Annotated in this window: 18 protein-coding genes; 8 read left to right on the plus strand and 10 right to left on the minus strand. The window is 71.2% G+C overall.

Going from position 1 to position 19,073, the window contains the following annotated elements:
* Positions 1-118: 118 nt before the first annotated feature.
* On the plus strand, positions 119-790 hold the full coding sequence (locus CCN72_RS02395) for a GntR family transcriptional regulator (protein ID WP_086806117.1): 672 nt from the start codon (positions 119-121) through the stop codon (positions 788-790).
* Positions 787-2,082 carry an MFS transporter gene (locus CCN72_RS02400; RefSeq protein ID WP_086806118.1) on the plus strand — a complete coding sequence of 432 codons (1,296 nt, stop codon included), beginning with the start codon at positions 787-789 and terminating at the stop codon, positions 2,080-2,082. The genes CCN72_RS02395 and CCN72_RS02400 overlap by 4 nt, the downstream gene beginning before the upstream one ends.
* 21 nt (positions 2,083-2,103) lie before the next feature.
* Here CCN72_RS02400 and CCN72_RS02405 read toward each other — a convergent pair whose 3' ends face one another.
* Together CCN72_RS02405 and CCN72_RS02410 are read right to left on the minus strand one after the other, a co-directional pair.
* On the minus strand, positions 2,104-2,856 hold the full coding sequence (locus tag CCN72_RS02405; RefSeq protein ID WP_086806119.1) for an SAM-dependent methyltransferase: 753 nt from the start codon (positions 2,854-2,856) through the stop codon (positions 2,104-2,106).
* A 147-nt stretch (positions 2,857-3,003) separates the two neighbouring features.
* Entirely contained in the window at positions 3,004-3,828 is an 825-nt protein-coding gene (locus CCN72_RS02410; protein ID WP_085565689.1) for a maleylpyruvate isomerase family mycothiol-dependent enzyme, read from the minus strand.
* Between the two features lie 182 nt (positions 3,829-4,010).
* On the opposite strand from CCN72_RS02410, the gene CCN72_RS02415 reads away from it, so the two are divergent.
* Complete coding sequence (locus CCN72_RS02415; RefSeq protein WP_086806120.1) at positions 4,011-4,829, plus strand: carbon-nitrogen family hydrolase; 819 nt, start codon at positions 4,011-4,013, stop codon at positions 4,827-4,829.
* Between the two features lie 87 nt (positions 4,830-4,916).
* On the opposite strand, the gene CCN72_RS02420 is transcribed toward CCN72_RS02415, so the two are convergent.
* On the minus strand, positions 4,917-5,411 hold the full coding sequence (locus CCN72_RS02420) for an LURP-one-related/scramblase family protein (protein ID WP_037650219.1): 495 nt from the start codon (positions 5,409-5,411) through the stop codon (positions 4,917-4,919).
* Between the two features lie 153 nt (positions 5,412-5,564).
* Here CCN72_RS02420 and CCN72_RS02425 point away from each other — a divergent pair, with 153 nt between their 5' ends.
* Positions 5,565-7,409 carry an NHL domain-containing thioredoxin family protein gene (locus tag CCN72_RS02425; RefSeq protein WP_086806121.1) on the plus strand — a complete coding sequence of 615 codons (1,845 nt, stop codon included), beginning with the start codon at positions 5,565-5,567 and terminating at the stop codon, positions 7,407-7,409.
* Here CCN72_RS02425 and CCN72_RS02430 read toward each other — a convergent pair.
* From CCN72_RS02430 to CCN72_RS02440, 3 genes are all read right to left on the minus strand, one after another.
* Positions 7,397-7,657, minus strand: a complete 261-nt coding sequence (locus CCN72_RS02430) for a DUF6458 family protein (RefSeq protein ID WP_085565692.1) — start codon at positions 7,655-7,657, stop codon at positions 7,397-7,399. The genes CCN72_RS02425 and CCN72_RS02430 overlap by 13 nt on opposite strands.
* Positions 7,658-7,804: 147 nt before the next feature.
* Positions 7,805-9,154 carry a M18 family aminopeptidase gene (locus CCN72_RS02435; RefSeq protein WP_086806122.1) on the minus strand — a complete coding sequence of 450 codons (1,350 nt, stop codon included), beginning with the start codon at positions 9,152-9,154 and terminating at the stop codon, positions 7,805-7,807.
* Between the two features lie 123 nt (positions 9,155-9,277).
* On the minus strand, positions 9,278-11,104 hold the full coding sequence (locus CCN72_RS02440) for an acyl-CoA dehydrogenase (protein ID WP_086806123.1): 1,827 nt from the start codon (positions 11,102-11,104) through the stop codon (positions 9,278-9,280).
* A gap of 195 nt (positions 11,105-11,299) precedes the next feature.
* Between CCN72_RS02440 and CCN72_RS02445 the strand changes: the two genes are divergently transcribed.
* The 3 genes from CCN72_RS02445 (at position 11,300) to CCN72_RS02455 (ending at position 14,140) form a co-directional block, all read left to right on the plus strand.
* A complete protein-coding gene (locus tag CCN72_RS02445) occupies positions 11,300-11,782 on the plus strand; it encodes an SseB family protein (RefSeq protein ID WP_037650207.1) in 483 nt (160 codons plus the stop codon).
* 117 nt (positions 11,783-11,899) lie between these two features.
* Positions 11,900-12,877, plus strand: a complete 978-nt coding sequence (locus CCN72_RS02450; RefSeq protein WP_086806124.1) for a pirin family protein — start codon at positions 11,900-11,902, stop codon at positions 12,875-12,877.
* Positions 12,878-13,033: 156 nt separating this feature from the next.
* The gene (locus CCN72_RS02455; RefSeq protein ID WP_086806129.1) at positions 13,034-14,140 is read left to right on the plus strand and encodes an AI-2E family transporter; all 1,107 of its coding nucleotides are present in this window, start codon (positions 13,034-13,036) and stop codon (positions 14,138-14,140) included.
* Between the two features lie 30 nt (positions 14,141-14,170).
* Here CCN72_RS02455 and CCN72_RS02460 read toward each other — a convergent pair whose 3' ends face one another.
* Both CCN72_RS02460 and CCN72_RS02465 read right to left on the minus strand, forming a co-directional pair.
* Complete coding sequence (locus CCN72_RS02460; protein ID WP_085566340.1) at positions 14,171-14,704, minus strand: alkyl hydroperoxide reductase; 534 nt, start codon at positions 14,702-14,704, stop codon at positions 14,171-14,173.
* Between the two features lie 3 nt (positions 14,705-14,707).
* Positions 14,708-15,262: a peroxiredoxin gene (locus CCN72_RS02465; protein ID WP_037661760.1), complete on the minus strand. Its 555-nt coding sequence runs from the start codon at positions 15,260-15,262 to the stop codon at positions 14,708-14,710.
* A gap of 139 nt (positions 15,263-15,401) precedes the next feature.
* Here CCN72_RS02465 and CCN72_RS02470 point away from each other — a divergent pair, with 139 nt between their 5' ends.
* Positions 15,402-16,346, plus strand: coding sequence for a LysR substrate-binding domain-containing protein (locus CCN72_RS02470; protein WP_086806130.1), 945 nt, complete (start codon positions 15,402-15,404; stop codon positions 16,344-16,346).
* Positions 16,347-16,403: 57 nt separating this feature from the next.
* Here CCN72_RS02470 and CCN72_RS02475 read toward each other — a convergent pair whose 3' ends face one another.
* Together CCN72_RS02475 and CCN72_RS02480 are read right to left on the minus strand one after the other, a co-directional pair.
* On the minus strand, positions 16,404-18,740 hold the full coding sequence (locus CCN72_RS02475; RefSeq protein WP_086806125.1) for an ABC transporter permease: 2,337 nt from the start codon (positions 18,738-18,740) through the stop codon (positions 16,404-16,406).
* The coding region (locus tag CCN72_RS02480) for an ATP-binding cassette domain-containing protein (protein WP_143664026.1) at positions 18,737-19,073 on the minus strand (337 nt) is incomplete at its 5' end. The genes CCN72_RS02480 and CCN72_RS02475, both read right to left, overlap by 4 nt.

Raw genomic sequence — 19,073 nt, forward strand, 5'->3', positions numbered from 1 at the left:
ATCTGTCTGACACGTAGGTAGCACAGAAGGTTGTGCGGCAATCGGGGGGAGACGGGCATCACGTCCGCATCGTGGACTCCGGCGCGTGTTGCGTACCTGTTGTATCTATCCTGTAGGCATGAAGACGGCCGTCCCGCACTCCGCCCCTCCCGCCAAGCAGCCACCCGCCGCCGACCGCGTGTACGCGCACGTCAAACAGAGCGTCCTCGACCGGAGCTACGAGGGCGGCACCCTGCTCACCGAAGGCGAGCTGGCCGAGGCCGTGGGCGTGTCGCGCACGCCCGTGCGGGAGGCACTGCTGCGGCTGGAGGTCGAGGGCCTGATCCGGCTCTACCCGAAGAAGGGCGCCCTGGTCCTGCCCGTCTCCGCGCAGGAGATCTCCGATGTGGTGGAGACCCGGCTGCTGGTCGAGGAGCACGCCGCGCGCAAGGCCGTACCCGCCCCGCCGGGCCTGGTGGAGCGGCTGGCCGAGCTGCTGGAGCGGCAGAAGGCGCAGGTCGCCGCCGGGGAGCTGGCCGAGGCCGCGGTGACCGACCGCTGCTTCCACGCCGAGATCGTCCGCAGCGGGGGCAATGAGATCCTGGCCCGCCTCTATGACCAGCTGCGCGACCGCCAGCTGCGGATGGGCGTCGCCGTCATGTACTCCCACCCCGACCGGGTGGCCACCACGCTCGCCGAGCACGAGGAGATCCTCCGGGCGCTGCGGGCCGGGGACGCGGAGGCGGCCGTCGGGGTCGTGCACCGGCACGTGAGCCGGGTGTCGCTGCTCGCGCGGGGTGAGGTCCGATGAACAAGCTCACCCTTCCGGGTGACCCGCCGGGCGGTGTCCGGGCCGTCGGCGTGTGGTCCATAGGCGTCGCGGTCTACTTCGTCGCCGTCATCTTCCGCACCTCGCTGGGCGTGGCGGGCCTCGACGCGGCCGACCGCTTCCATGTGAACGCCTCGGCGCTGTCCACCTTCTCCATACTCCAGCTGCTGGTCTACGCCGGCATGCAGATACCCGTCGGCCTGATGGTCGACCGCCTCGGCACCAAGAAGGTGCTGGCCCTGGGCGCCGTCCTGTTCACGATCGGGCAGCTGGGCTTCGCCTTCTCGCCGTCGTACGGCACCGCGCTCGCCTCCCGGGCGCTGCTGGGCTGCGGTGACGCGATGACGTTCATCAGCGTGCTGCGCCTGGGCACCCGCTGGTTCCCGGCCCGCCGCGGCCCCATGGTCGCGCAGCTCGCGGCCCTGGTCGGCATGGCGGGCAACCTCATCTCCACCCTCGTCCTGGCCCGGCTGCTGCACAGCATCGGCTGGACGCAGGCGTTCGCCGGCAGCGCGCTGGCCGGCGTGGTCGTCCTCGTACTGACCCTGCTGTTCCTGAAGGACCACCCCGAGGGGCACGAGCCCGCGCCGTCCCCGCACCAGGGCTCCGCCTACGTCCGCCGGCAGATCGCCGAGGCCTGGCGGGAGCCGGGCACCAGGCTCGGGATGTGGGTGCACTTCACCACCCAGTTCCCGGCGATGGTCTTCCTGCTGCTGTGGGGCCTGCCGTTCCTGGTCGAGGCGGAGGGACTCAGCCGGGCCACGGCCGGGGAGCTGCTGACCCTCGTCGTGCTCTCGAACATGGTGGTGGGACTGGTCTACGGCCAGGTCATCGCCCGGCACCACACCGCCCGGCTGCCGCTCGCGCTGTGCACGGTGGCGGCGACCGCGCTGCTGTGGGCGGCGACGCTGGCCTACCCCGCGCCGCACGCCCCGATGTGGCTGCTGATCGTCCTGTGCGCGGTGCTCGGCGCCTGCGGGCCCGCCTCGATGATCGGATTCGACTTCGCCCGCCCGGCCAACCCGCCCGAGCGTCAGGGCACCGCGTCCGGCATCACCAACATGGGCGGTTTCATCGCCTCGATGACCACCCTGCTTGCGATCGGCGTGCTGCTGGACGCGACGGGGGACGACTACCAGGTGGCGTTCAGCGCGGTGTTCGTCCTCCAGGCGATCGGCCTCAGCCAGATCCTGCGGCTGCGGTCCCGGGCGGCCCGCCGTGAGCGCGAGCGGCTGGTGGCCAGCCGGGTGGAGACGGTGCACGTACCGGCGTGAGCCGGCCGCCCGGGTCCCGGGTCAGCGCAGGTCCGGTACGAGGGTGAGGTACGCGATGCCGAGGACGCCCCGGTAGCTCATCCACTGGCCGCGGTGCCGGTCCAGGCGGGCGCGGGTCTCGGGCGCCAGGGGATGGTCGGGATGCTGGGCGAGCCACACCTCCAGGCCCGCCTGGTAGCCCGACTCGAACTCCTCCCACTCCTGGAGGCTCGCCGTCTCGGTCCACTCCGGGCGGAAACCTGCCTCTACCGCGAGGTCGAGCAGTCCGCCGAGATCGTCGTGGTCGTCCGGGGCGGCACCGGGCCACATGCCGGACAACTCGGCCTCGGTGGGCGGCCGCTGCCAGAAACCCTCGCCGACCAGCACCCGGCCCCGGTCGGTCACCAGGCGCCGCAGCGCGCGCAGGGCCTCGGCCGTCGGCGGCTCGGCCTCGCTGAGGGCCTGGGTCGCGCCGAGACAGAGCACCAGGTCGGCCGGGCCCCGCTCGGTGCCCACGGCGGACTCCTCGGCGAACCGCACCCGGTCGCCGAGCCCGCGTTCCTCGGCGTTCTTCCGGGCGCGGGCGAGATCCTCGGCGTTCAGGTCGACACCGGTTCCGGTGGCGCCCGGTACGGCGTCCAGCACCCGGAGCAGCAACTCGGCCCAGCCGCAGCCGATGTCCAGCACGGTGCGGGGGCGGTTGGCCGCGAGCCGCTGGACCATGGCGGTCGCGCGGGCCTCCGACAGGGGGCCGTGGAAGGTGAGCCGAGCGAGCCGAGGCAGGTCGATGGTCATACCGGGCAACGCTAGAAGGTCGCTCCGAGCGCCACCACCGAATTGCCGGCGCCCTGAATTCCCGCCCGGGAAAGGGCGGTCACGGCATCACTGACAAGGCCACGGCATCACGACGTCACGGCGTCACAGGGCCATGACGTCATGGCGTCACGGCGTCACCGCGAAGTTCCGCAGGATGGCCTCCGCCAGCTCCTGGTCGCCCTCCGTCTTGACGCGGTCCGCCACCGCCTCGGGGGTCACCCGGCCGCAGGCCAGCCGGACATAGGTCTCCCAGTCGAGGGTGAGGGAGGCCACCGGGCCGAGCGCCGGGGCGGTCTCCAGGGTGCCGCGGCCCTGGATGTCGACGCGGATGGTGCGCAGGAACTCCACGGGCCCGTGCACATCGAAGACGACGGCCGAGCTGCGCGGCGCGTCCGCGTCCTTCGCCACGATCTTCGGCAGCGCGTCCAGCAGGAAGTCGCGGGTGACGTACGCGCCGGGCGAGTCGAGGTTGCCGGGGCGGCCGAGGGCCGTCCGCAGATCCTGTTCGTGCACCCAGACGTCGAAGGCGCGCGTCCGGTAGGCGTGTTCGAGGGTGATCTCCGTGCCCATCGGGCCGCGCACCGTGGCACCGGGCTCGCGGTTCTCGTTGCGCATCTGGCGGTTGCGGCGGATGACCGTGTACTCCAGTTCGGCCGTCATCTCCGGCGCCGTGTGATGGCGGCGGACGTCGACCTGCATCTCCATGTAGCGCTGGTGCTCGTTGGCGACGTGGAAGAGGTCGCGCGGCAGGGAGTGGATGGGGCGCGGGTCGCCGAGCAGTTCGCAGTCCAGGCCGATGACGTGCGAGACGACATCGCGTACCGACCATCCCGGGCACGGCGTCCGCCGGTTCCACTCGGCCTCGGGCAGCGGCTGCACCATCTCTGATATCGCGTCGACGGAGTGCGTCCAGGCGTCGGCGTAGGGCTGGAGGGTGGGATGCAGACTCACGGAACGGGACCCCTCGGCGGTCGGTACACGGGCAGGTTGCGGCGGCGGTGCCAGCGGGCGGCGGCTGCACGTCGGCGGGTGTCTGGGAAGCTAAGTTACGCTGCTGGCAGGCACCCCGGCAGTGCTTTCGCGTGACGATCGTAGGCCCGTATGGACGACTCGAATGCCAGGACGGTGGTAGTGTGCGCGCCTCTCTGATCCAGATCGCCGTCGACGAGGGCGAATCGCCCGTCTCGCGCAGACAGCGCGCGGCCGCGCTGGTCCGGGCCCAGGCCGGGGCCGATCTGGTGGTGCTGCCCGAGCTGTGGACCACCGGCGCCTTCGCCTACGAGGACTTCGGCCGCGAGGCCGAACCGCTCCAGGGACCGACGTACGAGACGATGGCCGCGGCCGCGGCCGACGCGGGCGTGTGGCTGCACGCCGGGTCGATCCCCGAGCGCGCGACCTCCGCCGACGGCTCCGGGCCGGACGACGGGACCCTTTACAACACCTCCCTCGTCTTCTCCCCCTCCGGTGAACTGGCCGCCGCCTACCGCAAGATCCACCGCTTCGGCTTCGACCAGGGCGAGGCGGTGCTGATGGGCGCGGGGCGGGAGCCGGTGACGGTCCCGCTGCCCGGCACCACGCTCGGCCTCGGCACCTGCTACGACCTGCGCTTCCCCGAGCTCTTCCGCACGCTGGTCGACGCCGGCGCCGAGGTGCTGGTGCTCCCGGCGGGCTGGCCCGAGCGGCGCCGCGCGCACTGGACGCTGCTGGCCCGGGCGCGGGCGGTGGAGAACCAGGCGTTCGTGCTCGCCTGTGGAACGGCCGGGACGCACGCGGGAGTTCCGCAGGCGGGTCACTCGATCGTGGTGGACCCCTGGGGCGAGGTGCTGGCCGAGGCCGGCGCCGGCGAGGAGGTCCTCACGGTCGACCTCGACCCGGCGAAGGTGGCGGCGACGCGCGAGCAGTTCCCCGCGCTGAAGGACCGCGTGCTGGGGCTGGCGACGCCCCGGCGATAGCGGGGCCGTCCGCACACCGGGGGCCCCACCGACGGCACGTCAGCCGTCCGGCATGTCAGTGGTCAGGCATGCCGGAGGTCCGGCACGTCAGTCGTCCTCCCGCTCCTTCTCCGCGAGGTGGATCACGCACACCGCGACCGCGATGAGCAGCGCCGGGTCCGCGTCCTCGCGTACGACGTCCACGCCGTAGGTCTCCCGCAGGTGCAGCCAGCGCCGGGAGATCACGGCCAGCACCTGGTCGTCGTACTCGACGACGAACTCGCGATCGAGGATCTTGCCGCTGACGTCCAGCTCGGAGCCGTCGGCCAGCGCGACGCGGTAGTGGTTGCGCAGCAGCGACAGCCGCTTGCGCTTGATGGTGGCCAGACCCTCGCCGTCCCGTTCGATCACCATCGTGTCGCGCAGGGCGAACATCTTCTGGTGGATGTCGATCAGGACCCGGCCCTGGGCGTCCTTCAGCTCGAAGGTGTCCCGCAGCCGCATGGCCTTGCCGTCGACGAGGAAGACCTTGCGGCCGTGCTCGTCCTCGATCCAATAGTCTTCGCCGATGCCGAGGAGCCGGTCGCGTACCAGGAATCTCATGTCCTGAGCCCTTCCCAGGTTCGGCGGATTCATCACGGCGGGCGCGGGGCGATTCGCCGTGCGCGGACCGCTTTTCCACAGGCGGTGCGGGCGAGTTGTCCGGGTTATCCACAGGCCGAGCGGGATGTCGGAGGCCGGTGGCACTCTTGAGCCATGACCGATTCCGCACCACCCCGCCGCCCCCGTGTCCGAGCCCCCGAGCTGATCGGCAAGGGCGGCTGGCTGAACACGGGTGACCGCGAGTACACCCTGTCCGACCTGCGCGGCCGCATCGTCGTCCTGGACTTCTGGACCTTCTGCTGCATCAACTGCCTGCATGTCCTGGACGAGCTGCGCAAGCTGGAGCACCGGCATCCGGACACGGTGGTGGTCATCGGCGTGCACTCCCCCAAGTTCGCGCACGAGGCGGAGCACGGCGCGGTCGTGGACGCGGTGGAGCGGTACGGAGTGGCGCACCCGGTCCTCGACGACCCCGAGCTGGCCACCTGGAAGCAGTACGCGGTGCGCGCGTGGCCGACGCTCGTGGTGATCGACCCGGAGGGGTATGTCGTCGCCCAGCACGCGGGCGAGGGCCATGTGCACGCGATCGAGCGGCTGGTGACGGAGCTGGAGGCCGAGCACGGGGCGAAGGGCACACTGCGCCGCGGCGACGGCCCGTACGTCCCGCCGGAGCCGGAGCCGACGGTGCTGCGCTTCCCGGGCAAGGCTTTGCCGCTCCCGTCCGGGAACCTGCTGGTCAGCGACACCACCCGGCACCAGCTGGTGGAACTGGCGGCGGACGGGGAGACGGTCGTACGGCGGATCGGCCAGGGCGGCCGGGGGCTGACCGACGGCCCGGCGGACCGCGCCCGGTTCCAGGAGCCGCAGGGGCTCGCCCTGCTGCCCGACGGCACCGTGGTGGTGGCGGACACCGTCAACCACGCCCTGCGCCGCTTCGACCCGGAGACGGGCCGCACCACGACCCTCGCGGGCACCGGCCACCAGTGGATGCAGGGGGCCGCCACCTCGGGACCGGCCCGCGAGGTCGACCTCTCCTCGCCCTGGGACGTCGCCTGGTGGCAGGGCCGGGTGTGGATCGCCATGGCGGGCGTCCACCAGCTGTGGACGTACGACCCCGAGGACGGCACGGTCGCCGTCGCGGCCGGCACCACCAACGAGGGACTGGTCGACGGACCCGCCGCCGAGGCGTGGTTCGCCCAGCCCTCCGGGCTCGCGGCCACCGCCGACCGGCTCTGGCTCGCCGACTCCGAGACCAGCGCCCTGCGCTGGGTGGACCTTGACGGAGCGGTGCACACCGCGGTCGGCACCGGCCTGTTCGACTTCGGGCACCGGGACGGCGCGGCCGGACAGGCGCTGTTCCAGCACCCGTTGGGCGTCACCGCGCTGCCGGACGGCTCGGTCGCGGTCGCCGACACCTACAACCACGCCCTGCGCCGCTTCGACCCGGCGACCGGCGAGGTGACCACGCTCGCCACGGATCTGCGCGAGCCCAGCGACGCGGTGCTCGTCGGCGAGGACATCGTGGTGGTGGAGTCGGCCCGGCACCGGCTGACCCGGCTGCGGCTGCCGGAGGAGGCGGTGCGCGTGGAGTCGGTGGCCCACCGCACCCGGCGCGCGGCCACCGAGGTCGCCCCCGGCCGGCTGCGGCTGGACGTCGTCTTCCAGGCCCCGCGGGGCCAGAAGCTGGACACCCGGTACGGCCCCTCCACTCGGCTCCTGGTCTCCTCCACTCCGCCCGAGCTGCTGCTCAAGGGCGAGGGGGCGGGCACCGATCTGAGCCGCGAGCTGGAGCTCGACGCGGCCGTCCGGGAAGGGGTGTTGCACATATCCGCGATGGCCGCGTCCTGCGACGACGACCCTGCCAACGAGTATCCCGCGTGCCATGTGCACCAGCAGGACTGGGGCGTCCCGGTCCGCGTCACCGAGGGTGCGACGGACCGTCTGCCGCTCGTCCTGGCGGGCCTGGACGAGCAGGAGAGCGGGTCTCAGATGCCGTAGCCGTCGGTGTAGCCGTCACCGGTGTGGTGGTGATGGCGGTGGGGTTCCTCCTCCACGATCGGCGTCGTGGGCGGTACGACGACCCGCCGGCGCCGGGCGATACCGCTGAACGTGGCGACGCCGATCAGTCCGACGGCCATCAGGATCAGGCCGACGACGGTGAGATTGACGCCGTGCATGTGCCAGTCGGTCGCGAACGTGAGTATGGCCCCCACGGCGATGAGGATGATGCATCCGCCGAGCCCCATGAGGCTTCGCCTCCCCTTTCGGTTCCGGAATCTCCGGTCCCGTCCGGGTACCCGGCGCGGCCCCGAGTAGCCCTGCGTACGACGGCCGTTCGACAACCGCCCCTCCGTAAGACCGTTCGCGCCCGGCCTTACGGAGGACCGTGCGGGCTAGCCCTCCAGGAAGGCCGTCAGGGCGTTGGCGAGGAGGAACGGGTCGTCGGCGCCGCACAGTTCGCGGGCGCTGTGCATGGAGAGGATGGCCACGCCGATGTCGACGGTGCGGATGCCGTGCCGGGCCGCGGTGATCGGGCCGATGGTGGTGCCGCAGGGCATGGAGTTGTTGGAGACGAACGACTGGAAGGGGACACCGGCCTTCTCACAGGCGGCGGCGAACACCGCGCGGCCCGAACCGTCCGTGGCGTAGCGGTTGTTGACGTTCACCTTGAGGATCGGGCCGCCGTTGACGCGCGGGTGGTGCGTCGGGTCGTGCCGCTCGGCGTAGTTGGGGTGCACGGCGTGACCGGTGTCGGAGGAGAGGCACACGGTGCCGGCGAGGGCACGGGCGCGGTCCTCGTAGGTGCCGCCGCGGGCGAACACCGAGCGCTCCAGGACGGAGCCGAGCAGCGGCCCGTCCGCGCCGGTGTCGGACTGCGAGCCGTTCTCCTCGTGGTCGAAGGCGGCCAGCACCGGGATGCGGGTGAGCGGGGCGCCGGAGGTCGCGGCGGCGGCCAGCGCGGCGGCGCCCGCGTGCACGGACAGCAGGTTGTCCATGCGCGGACCGGCGACCAGTTCCCGGTCCCGGCCGAGGTAGGCCGGTGCCTCCACCGGGTACGTCATCAGGTCCCAGCCGGCCACCGAGTGCGCCTCCAGGCCGGCCTCCTGCTCCAGGAAGGAGATCAGGTCGCCGTCGAGCACCTCGTCGCCGAGGCCCCACACCGGCTGGAGGTGGCGCTGCTTGTCCAGCTTGAGGCCCTCGTTGCTGACCGAGCGGTCCAGGTGGATGGCGAGCTGCGGCACCCGCAGCAGCGGCCGGTCCACGTCGACCAGGACGGAGGAGCCGTCGCGCAGGGTCAGCCGGCCGGCCAGGCCCAGGTCGCGGTCCAGCCAGGAGTTCATCAGCGGGCCGCCGTAGATCTCCACGGCGACCTGCCGCCAGCCGTGCGCGCCGGTGTCCGGGCGCGGCTTGATCCGCAGATTGGGGGAGTCGGTGTGCGCGCCGATGATGTGGAACGGGGTGTGCGGCGCGACGCCCTCGGGGACGTACCAGGCGATGATCGCGCCGCCCCGCAGCACGTACCGGCCGCCGCTGGTGCCGTCCCAGGCGTCCGTCTCCGCGACCTGCCTGAAACCGGCCTTCTCCAGCCGCTCGGCGACGTTCGCCACGGCGTGGTACGGCGTCGGGCCGGCCGCAAGGAAGGACATCAGGTCGTCGGTGTGGCCGCGGTCGAAGGTGAGAGGTGCGCGCGCAGCGCTCGCTGGAGGGGTGGCGGCGGGCGACGGGCGGGATGGTGCGCTCATGGGATTCACCTTAACGACGGGCACGGGCCCGCTCCCGGTAAGGGGAGCGGGCCCGTGCGCGGAAACGGCGGGGACGTCCGGAACGTCCGGAACCGGCGCTGTGGAACGACGCCGTTCCGTGTTCTAGAACGCGGCCTCGTCCAGCTCCATCAGGTCCAGCTCGATGCCCGTGGACAGCTTGCGGGCCAGGGTGACGCCCGGCAGGACGTTCGCGGCGAAGAACTTCGCGGCGGCGATCTTGCCGGTGTAGAACGCCTTGTCCTTGGCGGAGGCCGTGGCGAGCTTCTCGGCGGCGACGGCGGCACCCTTGAGCAGCAGGTAGCCGACGATGACATCGCCGGAGGCGAGCAGCAGGCGGGTGGTGTTCAGGCCGACCTTGTAGATGTTCTTGGCGTCGTCCTGGGTGGCGGCGAGGTCGGTCAGCATCAGGCCGACGATCGCCTCCAGCTCCACCGCGGCCTTGGCCAGGTGCTCGCGGGCGCCGGACAGCTCCTCGCCGCCGGTGCCGAGCGCCAGGAACTTCTTGATGTCCTCGGCGAGCGAGTTCAGCGCGGCGCCCTGGTTGCGGACGATCTTCCGGAAGAAGAAGTCCTGGCCCTGGATCGCGGTGGTGCCCTCGTAGAGGGTGTCGATCTTGGCGTCCCGGATGTACTGCTCGATCGGGTACTCCTGAAGGAAGCCGGAGCCGCCGAAGGTCTGCAGCGACTGGGCCAGCTGCTCGTAGGCCTTCTCGGAGCCGTAGCCCTTGACGACCGGCAGCAGCAGGTCGTTGAGGGCGTGGTCGGCGGAGGCGTCCTCGCCGTTCGCCTCCTTGACCTGGATCGCGTCCTGGACGGAGGCGGTGTACATCACCAGGGCGCGCATGCCCTCGGCGTACGCCTTCTGCGTCATCAGCGAGCGGCGCACATCGGGGTGGTGGGTGATGGTGACCTTGGGCGCGGCCTTGTCCATGAAGTTGGCCAGGTCCGGACCCTGGACGCGCTCCTTGGCGTACTCCAGGGCGTTCAGGTAGCCGGTGGACAGCGTGGAGATCGCCTTCGTGCCGACCATCATGCGGGCGAACTCGATGATGCGGAACATCTGGCGGATGCCGTCGTGCTTGTCGCCGATCAGCCAGCCCTTGGCGGGGTGGCGGTCGCCGAAGGTCATCTCGCACGTGTTGGAGGCCTTCAGGCCCATCTTGTGCTCGACGTTGGTGGCATAGACGCCGTTGCGCTCGCCCAGCTCGCCGGTCTCGAAGTCGAACTCGTACTTCGGCACCAGGAAGAGGGACAGGCCCTTGGTGCCGGGGCCGGCGCCCTCGGGACGCGCGAGCACGTAGTGGAGGATGTTCTCCGACATGTCGTGCTCACCCGAGGTGATGAAGCGCTTCACGCCCTCGATGTGCCAGGAGCCGTCCTCCTGCTGGACCGCCTTGGTGCGGCCGGCGCCCACGTCGGAGCCCGCGTCGGGCTCGGTGAGCACCATCGTGGAGCCCCACTGCTTGTCCACGGCGATCGAGGCGATGTGCTTCTGGACCTCGTTGCCCTCCTCGAAGAGGATGCCGGCGAACGCGGGGCCCGAGGAGTACATCCACACGGCCGGGTTGGCGCCCAGGATCAGCTCGGCGTAGGCCCAGATCAGGGAGCGCGGCGAGGTGGTGCCGCCGATCTCCTCGGGCAGGCCGAGGCGCCAGTACTCGGAGTCCATGAAGGCCTGGTAGCTCTTCTTGAAGGACGCCGGGACCGGCGCGGTGTTGGTCTCCGGGTCGAAGACCGGCGGGTTGCGGTCGGCGTCGGCGAAGGACTCGGCCAGCTCGTTCTCCGAGAGGCGGGTCAGCTCCTCCAGTACGCTCTTGGCGGTCTCGACGTCCATCTCCTCGAACGGGCCGGTGCCGTACACCTTGTCGCGCCCGAGTACTTCGAAGAGGTTGAACTCGATGTCGCGGAGATTCGACTTGTAGTGCCCCATGGCGACGGCTCCGTTGAGGGATCGGCGAGGCACTGACTCCTCGCATCTGTTTCACGTACCAATAAGTAGCTCCGATGATGCTACCCGCCGGTAATAAGACGCAACCCCAGTCCGGCCAAGTGTGAGAAGGGTCTACTCCTGTGGGCCTTTCGGGTCCATCCCTGCGGCGGCCCGGATCTCGGTACGCTTGCGCCCATGTACGGATACGGCCAGCCCATGGACGGCGGCGCCGCGCAGCAGCAGTACACGTCGGGGCAGCAGCAGATGGCGGGCGGAGCCGGCGGGTACGGCCAGCAGCCGCCGCTCTATCCCGAGCCGTCCCCGCCCTCGCTCGCGGACGCGGTGCGCGCGTTCACCACCGGACAGATGTCCCCCGAGGACTTCCAGCAGATCTTCGCGTCGTCGAAGGTGTACTGCCCGCGCGGTGACACCCCCGGCTTCCTCGCCCTGCACAACACCCAGCAGCCGGTGATCCCGATGTTCACCTCGCTCAAGGAACTGCGGCGGTACGCGGGCAAGGAGTCCAAGTACTTCGTGATCACCGGCGCCGAGGTGATCGACCTGCTGCCGACCGGCTACGGCTTCGTCCTGGACATGGAGGGTGAGCACCGGATGGTGTTCGACGCGAAGGCCGTCGAGCAGATGGTCGATTTCGCGATGCGCCGGATGTACGGCTGATCGGCTGAGACTCGTCGCCGCACGGGCCCGGAGGGAATTCCCTCCGGGCCCGTCCTGTTGTGGGTGGCAAGAAGTTCAACACTCAACTAAAGTGAGCGTACGAAGGAGGTAGCCACCATGCCCGCAGTGACCGTCGAGAACCCGTTGACGCTGCCCCGTGTGACCGCTCCCGCCGATGCCGTGGCGCGCAAGGTGCTCACCGTGACCACCGCGCCGAGCGGCTACGAGGGCGAGGGCTTTCCCGTGCGCCGGGCGTTCGCGGGGATCAATTACCGCCATCTCGACCCGTTCATCATGATGGACCAGATGGGTGAGGTGGAGTACGCGCCGGGCGAGCCCAAGGGCACCCCCTGGCACCCCCACCGCGGCTTCGAGACCGTCACGTACATCATCGACGGGATCTTCGACCACCAGGACTCCAACGGTGGTGGCGGCACCATCACCGACGGCGACACCCAGTGGATGACGGCGGGCGCCGGGCTGCTGCACATCGAGGCGCCGCCGGAGCACCTCGTCGTCTCGGGCGGGCTCTTCCACGGGCTCCAGCTGTGGGTGAACCTCCCGGCCGCGGACAAGATGATGGCCCCGCGCTACCAGGACATCCGGGCCGGCAGCGTCCAGTTGCTGACCTCGCCGGACGGCGGTGCGCTGCTCCGGGTGATCGCCGGTGAGCTGGACGGCCACGAGGGTCCCGGCATCACGCACACCCCGATCACCATGGTCCACGCGACGCTCGCGCCCGGTGCGGAGATCACCCTGCCCTGGCGGGAGGACTTCAACGGGCTGGCGTACGTGCTGGCGGGCCGCGGCAGCGTCGGCGAAGAGCGCCGTCCCGTCCACACGGGCCAGACGGCCGTCTTCGGCGCCGGGTCCTCGCTGACCGTGCGCGCGGACGAGCGGCAGGACGGCAACACGCCGGACCTGGAGGTCGTCCTCCTCGGCGGCCGCCCGATCCGTGAGCCGATGGCGCACTACGGCCCGTTCGTCATGAACACCAAGGACGAACTGATGCAGGCCTTCGAGGACTTCCAGAAGGGCCGCCTCGGCACCGTCCCGGCCGTGCACGGCATGACGGACGAGGGTCCGCAGGCCTGACCCGCCCCCGAGACAGGGCGCCCCTCCAGCCGACGAAGCCTGGAGCGGCGCCCTTTCGGCCGACCGGAGGTCGTAGCGCCCCTCCTCGGACCCGTGCTCACCCGCCCGGGCCCGCAGCGCGAGACACCCGGCGGCCGGCGTGATCCGCTGGGGGACGTGCATCTGTTGCCCGAGCCCGTTCGGCGGCTTGCCGCGTGGTGCGCCGTGCTGCTGCTGGTCGCCGGGGTCGGATGGGTCGGGGTGCGGCTGTGCGGGGAGCTGCGTACGGCCGTCACCGCCGTCCTGCTCGCCCTCCTCGGCACCGCCCTGCTCGGCCCCCTGCACCGGCGGCTGGTGCGGGCCGGCGTACAGCGCTCGGTGTCGGCCGGGCTGACCTGCGTCGCGGTCGTGGCCGTCGTCGGCGGCGCCGTCTACATCGTCGTCGCCGCCCTCGTCGACAGCGGCGACGAGATCATGACCTCGCTGCGCAACGCCGCCAAGAGCGTCTCCCGGCACTTCGGGGCCGCCGGGACCGGCCTGGAGGATCTCACCACCAACTCCGGGGAACTGCTGCGCCGGTTCGGCGGCACGGCCGCGTCCAACGTCATCAGCGGGGTGAGCGTCGTCGGCGAGAGCATCGCGCTGGCCGTGCTCGCCCTCGTCCTGGTCTTCTTCTTCCTGCGCGACTCCCACCTGGTGGCGGGCACCCTGCGCTCCCTCGCGCCCCGGGGCACCGGCGACACCCTCGAAGCGGTCGCGCGGCGCGCCTATCAGGCCGTCGAGGGATTCATGCGCGGCACCACCCTGATCGCCCTGATCGACGCCGTCTGTATCACCGTCGGCCTGCTGATCCTCCGGGTGCCCGGCGCCCTCGGGCTCGGCGCGCTGGTCTTCGTCGGCGCCTTCATCCCCTACCTCGGCGCGTTCATCTCCGGCGCGGTCGCGGTGCTCGTCGCCCTCGCGGACCGGGGCTTCGTCATCGCGCTGTGGACGCTCGGGGTGGTGCTCGCCGTGCAGCAGATCGAGGGGCATGTGCTCCAGCCCTTCATCCTGGGCCGCGCCGTGCGGGTGCACCCCCTCGCGGTGGTGCTGACCGTGGCGGCCGGCGGCATGGTGGCCGGGATCGGCGGCGCGGTGGTCGCCGTACCGCTGGTGGCGGTGGCGAACACGGTGGTGGGCTATCTGCGGCAGTACTCCGAGGAGTTGCACCAGCCGGCCGCCGCTGCCCCGGCCCTGGAGGAGACGGCGGCGGCGAACGCGGAAGACCCCGCCCACCAGGGGTGAGCGGGGTCCTCGGCTGAAGCGGTGTCGGCCTTACTCGGCCAGTACGGCCTCGGCCTCCAGGGTGGCGCCGACCGCCTGCACAACGGCAGCGATCTTGAAGGCCTCCTGGATGGTGTCGCGCTCCATACCGGCCTTGCGCAGCACCTGCTCGTGCGAGTCCAGGCACATGCCGCAGCCGTTGATCGCGGAGACCGCGAACGACCACAGCTCGAAGTCGACCTTCTCCACGCCCGGGTTGCCGATGACGTTCATCCGCAGACCGGCGCGCAGGGTGCCGTACTCGTGGTCGGACAGCAGGTGCCGGGTGCGGTAGAAGACGTTGTTCATCGCCATGACGGCGGCCGCGGCCTTGGCCGCGGTGTACGCCTCCGGCGAGAGGTTCGCCTTCGCCTCCGGCTCCAGCTCACGCAGCACGATCGGGGAGCGGGAGGCGATCGCGGTCGCGAGCACCGTGCCCCACAGCTGCTGGGCCGGCAGGTCGGAGTTGCCGATGACCGAGCCCAGGTTGAGCTTGAGGTCCTTGGCGTAGTCCGGGACCCGGGACTTCAGCGAGTCGAGCGACATGGGTCACTCACCAGCCAGCAGCGCGACCGGGTCGAGGGTCTCGTCGCCCTTGCTCCAGTTGCACGGGCACAGCTCGTCGGTCTGGAGGGCGTCCAGGACCCGCAGGACCTCCTTGGGGTTACGGCCCACGGAACCGGCGGTCACCATCGTGAACTGGATCTCGTGGTTCGGGTCCACGATGAACACGGCGCGCTGCGCGAAGCCGTCCTCGCCCTCGATGCCCAGGTCACGCATGAGCTCGTGCTTGGAGTCGGCCATCATCGGGAAGGGCAGCTCGGTCAGGTCCGGGTGGTCCTTGCGCCAGGCGTGGTGCACGAACTCGGAGTCACCGGAGAAGCCGAGGATCTGGGCGTCGCGGTCGGCGAACTCGTCGTTCAGCTTGCCGAACGCGGCGATCTCGGTCGGGCAGACGAAGGTGAAGTCCTTCGGCCAGGCGAACACGACCAGCCACTTGCCCTCGTAGGACTTGTGGTTGAGCTGCTCGAACTCCTTGCCCTTCTCCAGCGAGACGCAAGCGGTCAGGTCGAACTCGGGGAACTTGTCACCGACAGTGAGCACAGGCTCTCCTTGCAGCGAAGAACCATCCCTTTTGAGGATGATTCCCATGGGTTGGACGTTGTCGATGTTGGCACAGGGTGCATTGATTAGGGAAATAGCTACACTCGGTCGTGTTGATCGGAGGTAACTATCAGTGGCTATCAGTAACGGCAAGCGGAGGCAGCCGAGCCTCGCGCAGCTGCGTGCCTTCGCCGCCGTGGCCGAGCACCTGCACTTCAGGGACGCGGCGGCGGCCATCGGCATGAGCCAGCCCGCCCTGTCCGGCGCGGTCTCCGCGCTGGAGGAGACACTCGGAGTGACCCTCCTTGAGCGTACGACGCGTAAGGTACTGCTCTCGCCCGCGGGGGAGCGGCTCGCGGTGCGGGCCAAGGCGGTGCTGGACGCGGTCGGCGAGCTGCTGGAGGAGGCGGAGGCGGTCCGCGCGCCGTTCACCGGGGCGCTGCGCCTCGGGGTGATTCCCACCGTGGCGCCGTATCTGCTGCCGACCGTGCTGCGGCTCGTCCATGAGCGCTACCCGGACCTCGACCTCCAGGTGCACGAGGAGCAGACCTCCAGCCTGATCGAGGGGCTGGCCACCGGCCGCCTGGACCTGCTGCTGCTCGCCGTCCCACTCGGTGTCCCCGGCATCGCCGAACTCCCGCTGTTCGACGAGGACTTCGTGCTGGTCACCCCGCTCGACCACTGGCTCGGCGGCCGCGAGGGCATCCCGCGCGAGGCGCTGAAGGAGCTGAACCTGCTGCTGCTGGACGAGGGGCACTGCCTGCGCGACCAGGCCCTGGACATCTGCCGGGAGGCGGGCCGCGCGGACGCTCCGGTGACCACGACGGCCGCCGGACTGTCCACGCTGGTCCAGCTGGTCGCGGGCGGCCTCGGCTGCACCCTGCTGCCGCGCACCGCGCTCAAGCTGGAGACCACGCGCAGCAGCCAGTTGCTCACCGGCTACTTCGCCGACCCGGCCCCGAGCCGCCGGGTCGCCCTCGCGATGCGGGCGGGCGCGGCACGCGGTGCCGAGTACGAGGAGCTGGCGGGGGCGCTGCGGGAGGCGATGCGGATGCTGCCGGTACGGGTCGTCGAGCCCGGCTGACCGGCGTACGCGCAGGGCCCTCCCCGTGTCCGGGAAGGGCCCTGCGCCGTAAGGGACTTACTCGGTGCGCAGACCCTCCGGGCGCATCAGCCGCAGCAGCGGCGGCAGGCTCAGCGCGGTGACCACGAGGACCACCGCGGCGCCGGCGCCGGTCATCGACAGCACGCTTTGCCAGTCCACGCCCAGCGACGAGCCCACCATCTTCAGCAGCACCGAGCCCAGCGTCAGCCCGACGACCGTGGCCAGCAGCAGGCCGAGCGCGACCGGGATCGCGGTCTGCCAGAACACCGACAGGCTCAGGGTGCGCCGCCGGGTGCCGAAGGCCATCAGCGAGGACAGCAGCTTCCGCCGCTCGCGCAGCTGTTCCAGCTGGGTCACCAGCAGGCTGGTGCCGATCAGTGCCAGCACGCACAGGGCGCCGACGTACAGACCGGTGCGGATGGAGGTGAACTTCTTGGACTGCTCGGTGGAGGACCACACCATCACATCGGCGAACGGATCGACCTTCGCCGCCGTGTTGCGGGTGTACTCGGACACATCGGGCACGCTCTTGTCGAACATGACGTACACCGTGCCGTCCAGCAGCCGGTCCACCCGGTCCGGCACCGCCGACGGGGTCAGCAGGATGGCGCTGCTCTTGCTGCCGTTGGGGCTGGCGATCGCGTGGGCCGGCTTCAGGCCCGCCGGCACGGTCCAGCGCACGTCCGGGCCCGTTCCCGCGCCGTGGTCGGTGTCGAGATGGAGCACCCGGCCCGGCCGGGCGAGCTTGGTGACGGTGGGGTCGTCGTCCCCACCCGTGACCACGAAGGCGTCCCCGTCGCGGCAGGACGGCAGCTGGGCCGTCTCGCGCAGCGAGGCGCAGGTGCCGGAGATCAGCTCGGTCGTATCCCCGGGCCCGCTCTTCCAGTCCTTCTCGCCCAGGGAGGCGCTGCCGAGCGACACCGCCTTGCGCACCCCCTCGGTCGTGCGGAACCGGTCCGCGGCCGTGCGGAACGGGGTGCCGTCCGACAGGTTGATCTGCATCTGCGCCCGGGTGATGTCCTGGCCGGTGTCCTTGGTGTAGTCGCCCTGGACCCCGGCGAACAGCATCTGGAGGGCGACCGCGCCGGCCACCGCGACGGCGATGCCGTTCACCATGCGGGCCGCCGAACCGCTGCTCAACTGGAGCCGTCGTACCGCCAGTTGCCAGGCCACCGGGCCGTGGTGCAGCCGGGCCACCACCGCCTCCACGGCCCAGGGCAGCAGCGCGGTGACGCCGACGAGCAGCAGCAGCACGCCGCCGGTCACCAGGTACTGGTTGAACTGGCCGTCCGAGCCGCCCTGGCCGATCATCGGCGCGAGCAGCGCGATACCGCCCAGCGGCAGCAGCAGCCGCCACCACAGCCGGCGGCGCGGCGGCTTGGCCGTACGCACCACGCCCAGCGGTTCGATGACCACCCCGCGCAGCGCGAACAGCGTGACCAGCACCGCCGCCGCGGGCACCGCGAGCACGACCAGCGCGGCCAGCGCGGGCGAGGGATCGAGATAGTCGGGGAACGCGCTGACGCCCACGACCTCCACCGAGCCCGCGAACTGCCGGCCCAGCAGGAAGAAGACGGTGCCGAAGACCAGCCCGACCAGCGCTCCGGCCAGCGCCTCACCGGCCGCGATCCGCCGGGTCATCCGGCTGTCGGAGCCCACCAGACGCAGCGCGGCCAGTCTGCGGTCGCGCCGCTCGCCGCCGAACCGCACGGCGGTGGCGATGAACACCGCCACCGGCATCAGCAGCACCACGAAGACCACGAGGACCAGCAGGATCAGGATCGGGTCCATGCGGGTCTGCGGGGCCGTGTCGGCTCCCCCGTACATGTTGATCCGGGCGGTCCGGGAGCCGTCGATCTTCGGGGCCAGGTTCTTCGCCCCGGCGTAGTAGGCGAGTTCACGCGAGCCCACCAGCCCGTCCTCGGTGATCGTGCCGGTGATCCGGTACGGCAGCCGGGCCCGCAGCAACTTGCCCTCGCTGGAGCCGAGCAGTTCCTTCAGGGCGGGGGAGACGACCATGTCGCCGGTCGCCGGGTACGCGGTCAGGCCCGGCGGGATGGGCGCCTTGGGCCCCTCCGGCTCGACCAGCCGGCCGCGCACGTCGTGGCCGTGGAACTCGGTGTCGGTGTCCGAGATCACCAGGGTGTTCGCGGCCTTCGGCCGTACCGGGCCGTAGGTGTGGTCCGCGCGGTCGTTGTCCCGGGTGTGCCGGACCGAGAGCGCGTTCGGTATCGCGGTGGTGAGCAGCAGCAGCGCCACGCCGAGGCCGACCCCGACCGCCGTCAGCAGTACCCGGATCCAGCCCTCGCGCCCCCCGGTGAAGGCGAACCGGAAGCCCAGGCCGAGGTCTCTGCCCCACTGGCGGGTGCTCATACGGCGCGCTCCATGTCCCGGGACTTGCCGTCGCGTACGACGATCTCCCGGTCGGAGTAGGCGGCGACCCGGGCCTCGTGCGTGACCAGTACGACGGCCGCGTTGGTGGAGCGGGCCGCGTCGGTGAGCAGCTCCATCACGCGCTCGCCGTTGAGGGAGTCGAGCGCGCCGGTCGGTTCGTCCGCGAACACCATCCGGGGCGCGGTGACCAGGGCGCGCGCCACCGCGACCCGCTGGCCCTGGCCGCCGGAGACCTCGCCGGGCCGCTTGCCGCCCAGGTCGTCCACCTCCAGCCGCTCCAGCCAGGTCAGCGCGGCCCGCTCGGCCTTCTTG

Origin of the sequence: Streptomyces murinus, from assembly GCF_002154555.1 — a bacterium.
GTDB classification, from domain to species: Bacteria; Actinomycetota; Actinomycetes; order Streptomycetales; family Streptomycetaceae; genus Streptomyces; species Streptomyces murinus.

Bases quoted from the DNA above. Each gene is read 5' to 3' on its own strand.
- CCN72_RS02395 (WP_086806117.1), top strand. From the start codon at position 119: ATGAAGACGGCCGTCCCGCACTCCGCCCCTCCCGCCAAGCAGCCACCC.
- CCN72_RS02400 (WP_086806118.1), top strand. From the start codon at position 787: ATGAACAAGCTCACCCTTCCGGGTGACCCGCCGGGCGGTGTCCGGGCC.
- CCN72_RS02405 (WP_086806119.1), bottom strand. From the start codon at position 2,856: ATGACCATCGACCTGCCTCGGCTCGCTCGGCTCACCTTCCACGGCCCC.
- CCN72_RS02420 (WP_037650219.1), bottom strand. From the start codon at position 5,411: ATGAGATTCCTGGTACGCGACCGGCTCCTCGGCATCGGCGAAGACTAT.
- CCN72_RS02425 (WP_086806121.1), top strand. From the start codon at position 5,565: ATGACCGATTCCGCACCACCCCGCCGCCCCCGTGTCCGAGCCCCCGAG.
- CCN72_RS02430 (WP_085565692.1), bottom strand. From the start codon at position 7,657: ATGGGGCTCGGCGGATGCATCATCCTCATCGCCGTGGGGGCCATACTC.
- CCN72_RS02435 (WP_086806122.1), bottom strand. From the start codon at position 9,154: ATGAGCGCACCATCCCGCCCGTCGCCCGCCGCCACCCCTCCAGCGAGC.
- CCN72_RS02440 (WP_086806123.1), bottom strand. From the start codon at position 11,104: ATGGGGCACTACAAGTCGAATCTCCGCGACATCGAGTTCAACCTCTTC.
- CCN72_RS02445 (WP_037650207.1), top strand. From the start codon at position 11,300: ATGTACGGATACGGCCAGCCCATGGACGGCGGCGCCGCGCAGCAGCAG.
- CCN72_RS02450 (WP_086806124.1), top strand. From the start codon at position 11,900: ATGCCCGCAGTGACCGTCGAGAACCCGTTGACGCTGCCCCGTGTGACC.
- CCN72_RS02460 (WP_085566340.1), bottom strand. From the start codon at position 14,704: ATGTCGCTCGACTCGCTGAAGTCCCGGGTCCCGGACTACGCCAAGGAC.
- CCN72_RS02475 (WP_086806125.1), bottom strand. From the start codon at position 18,740: ATGAGCACCCGCCAGTGGGGCAGAGACCTCGGCCTGGGCTTCCGGTTC.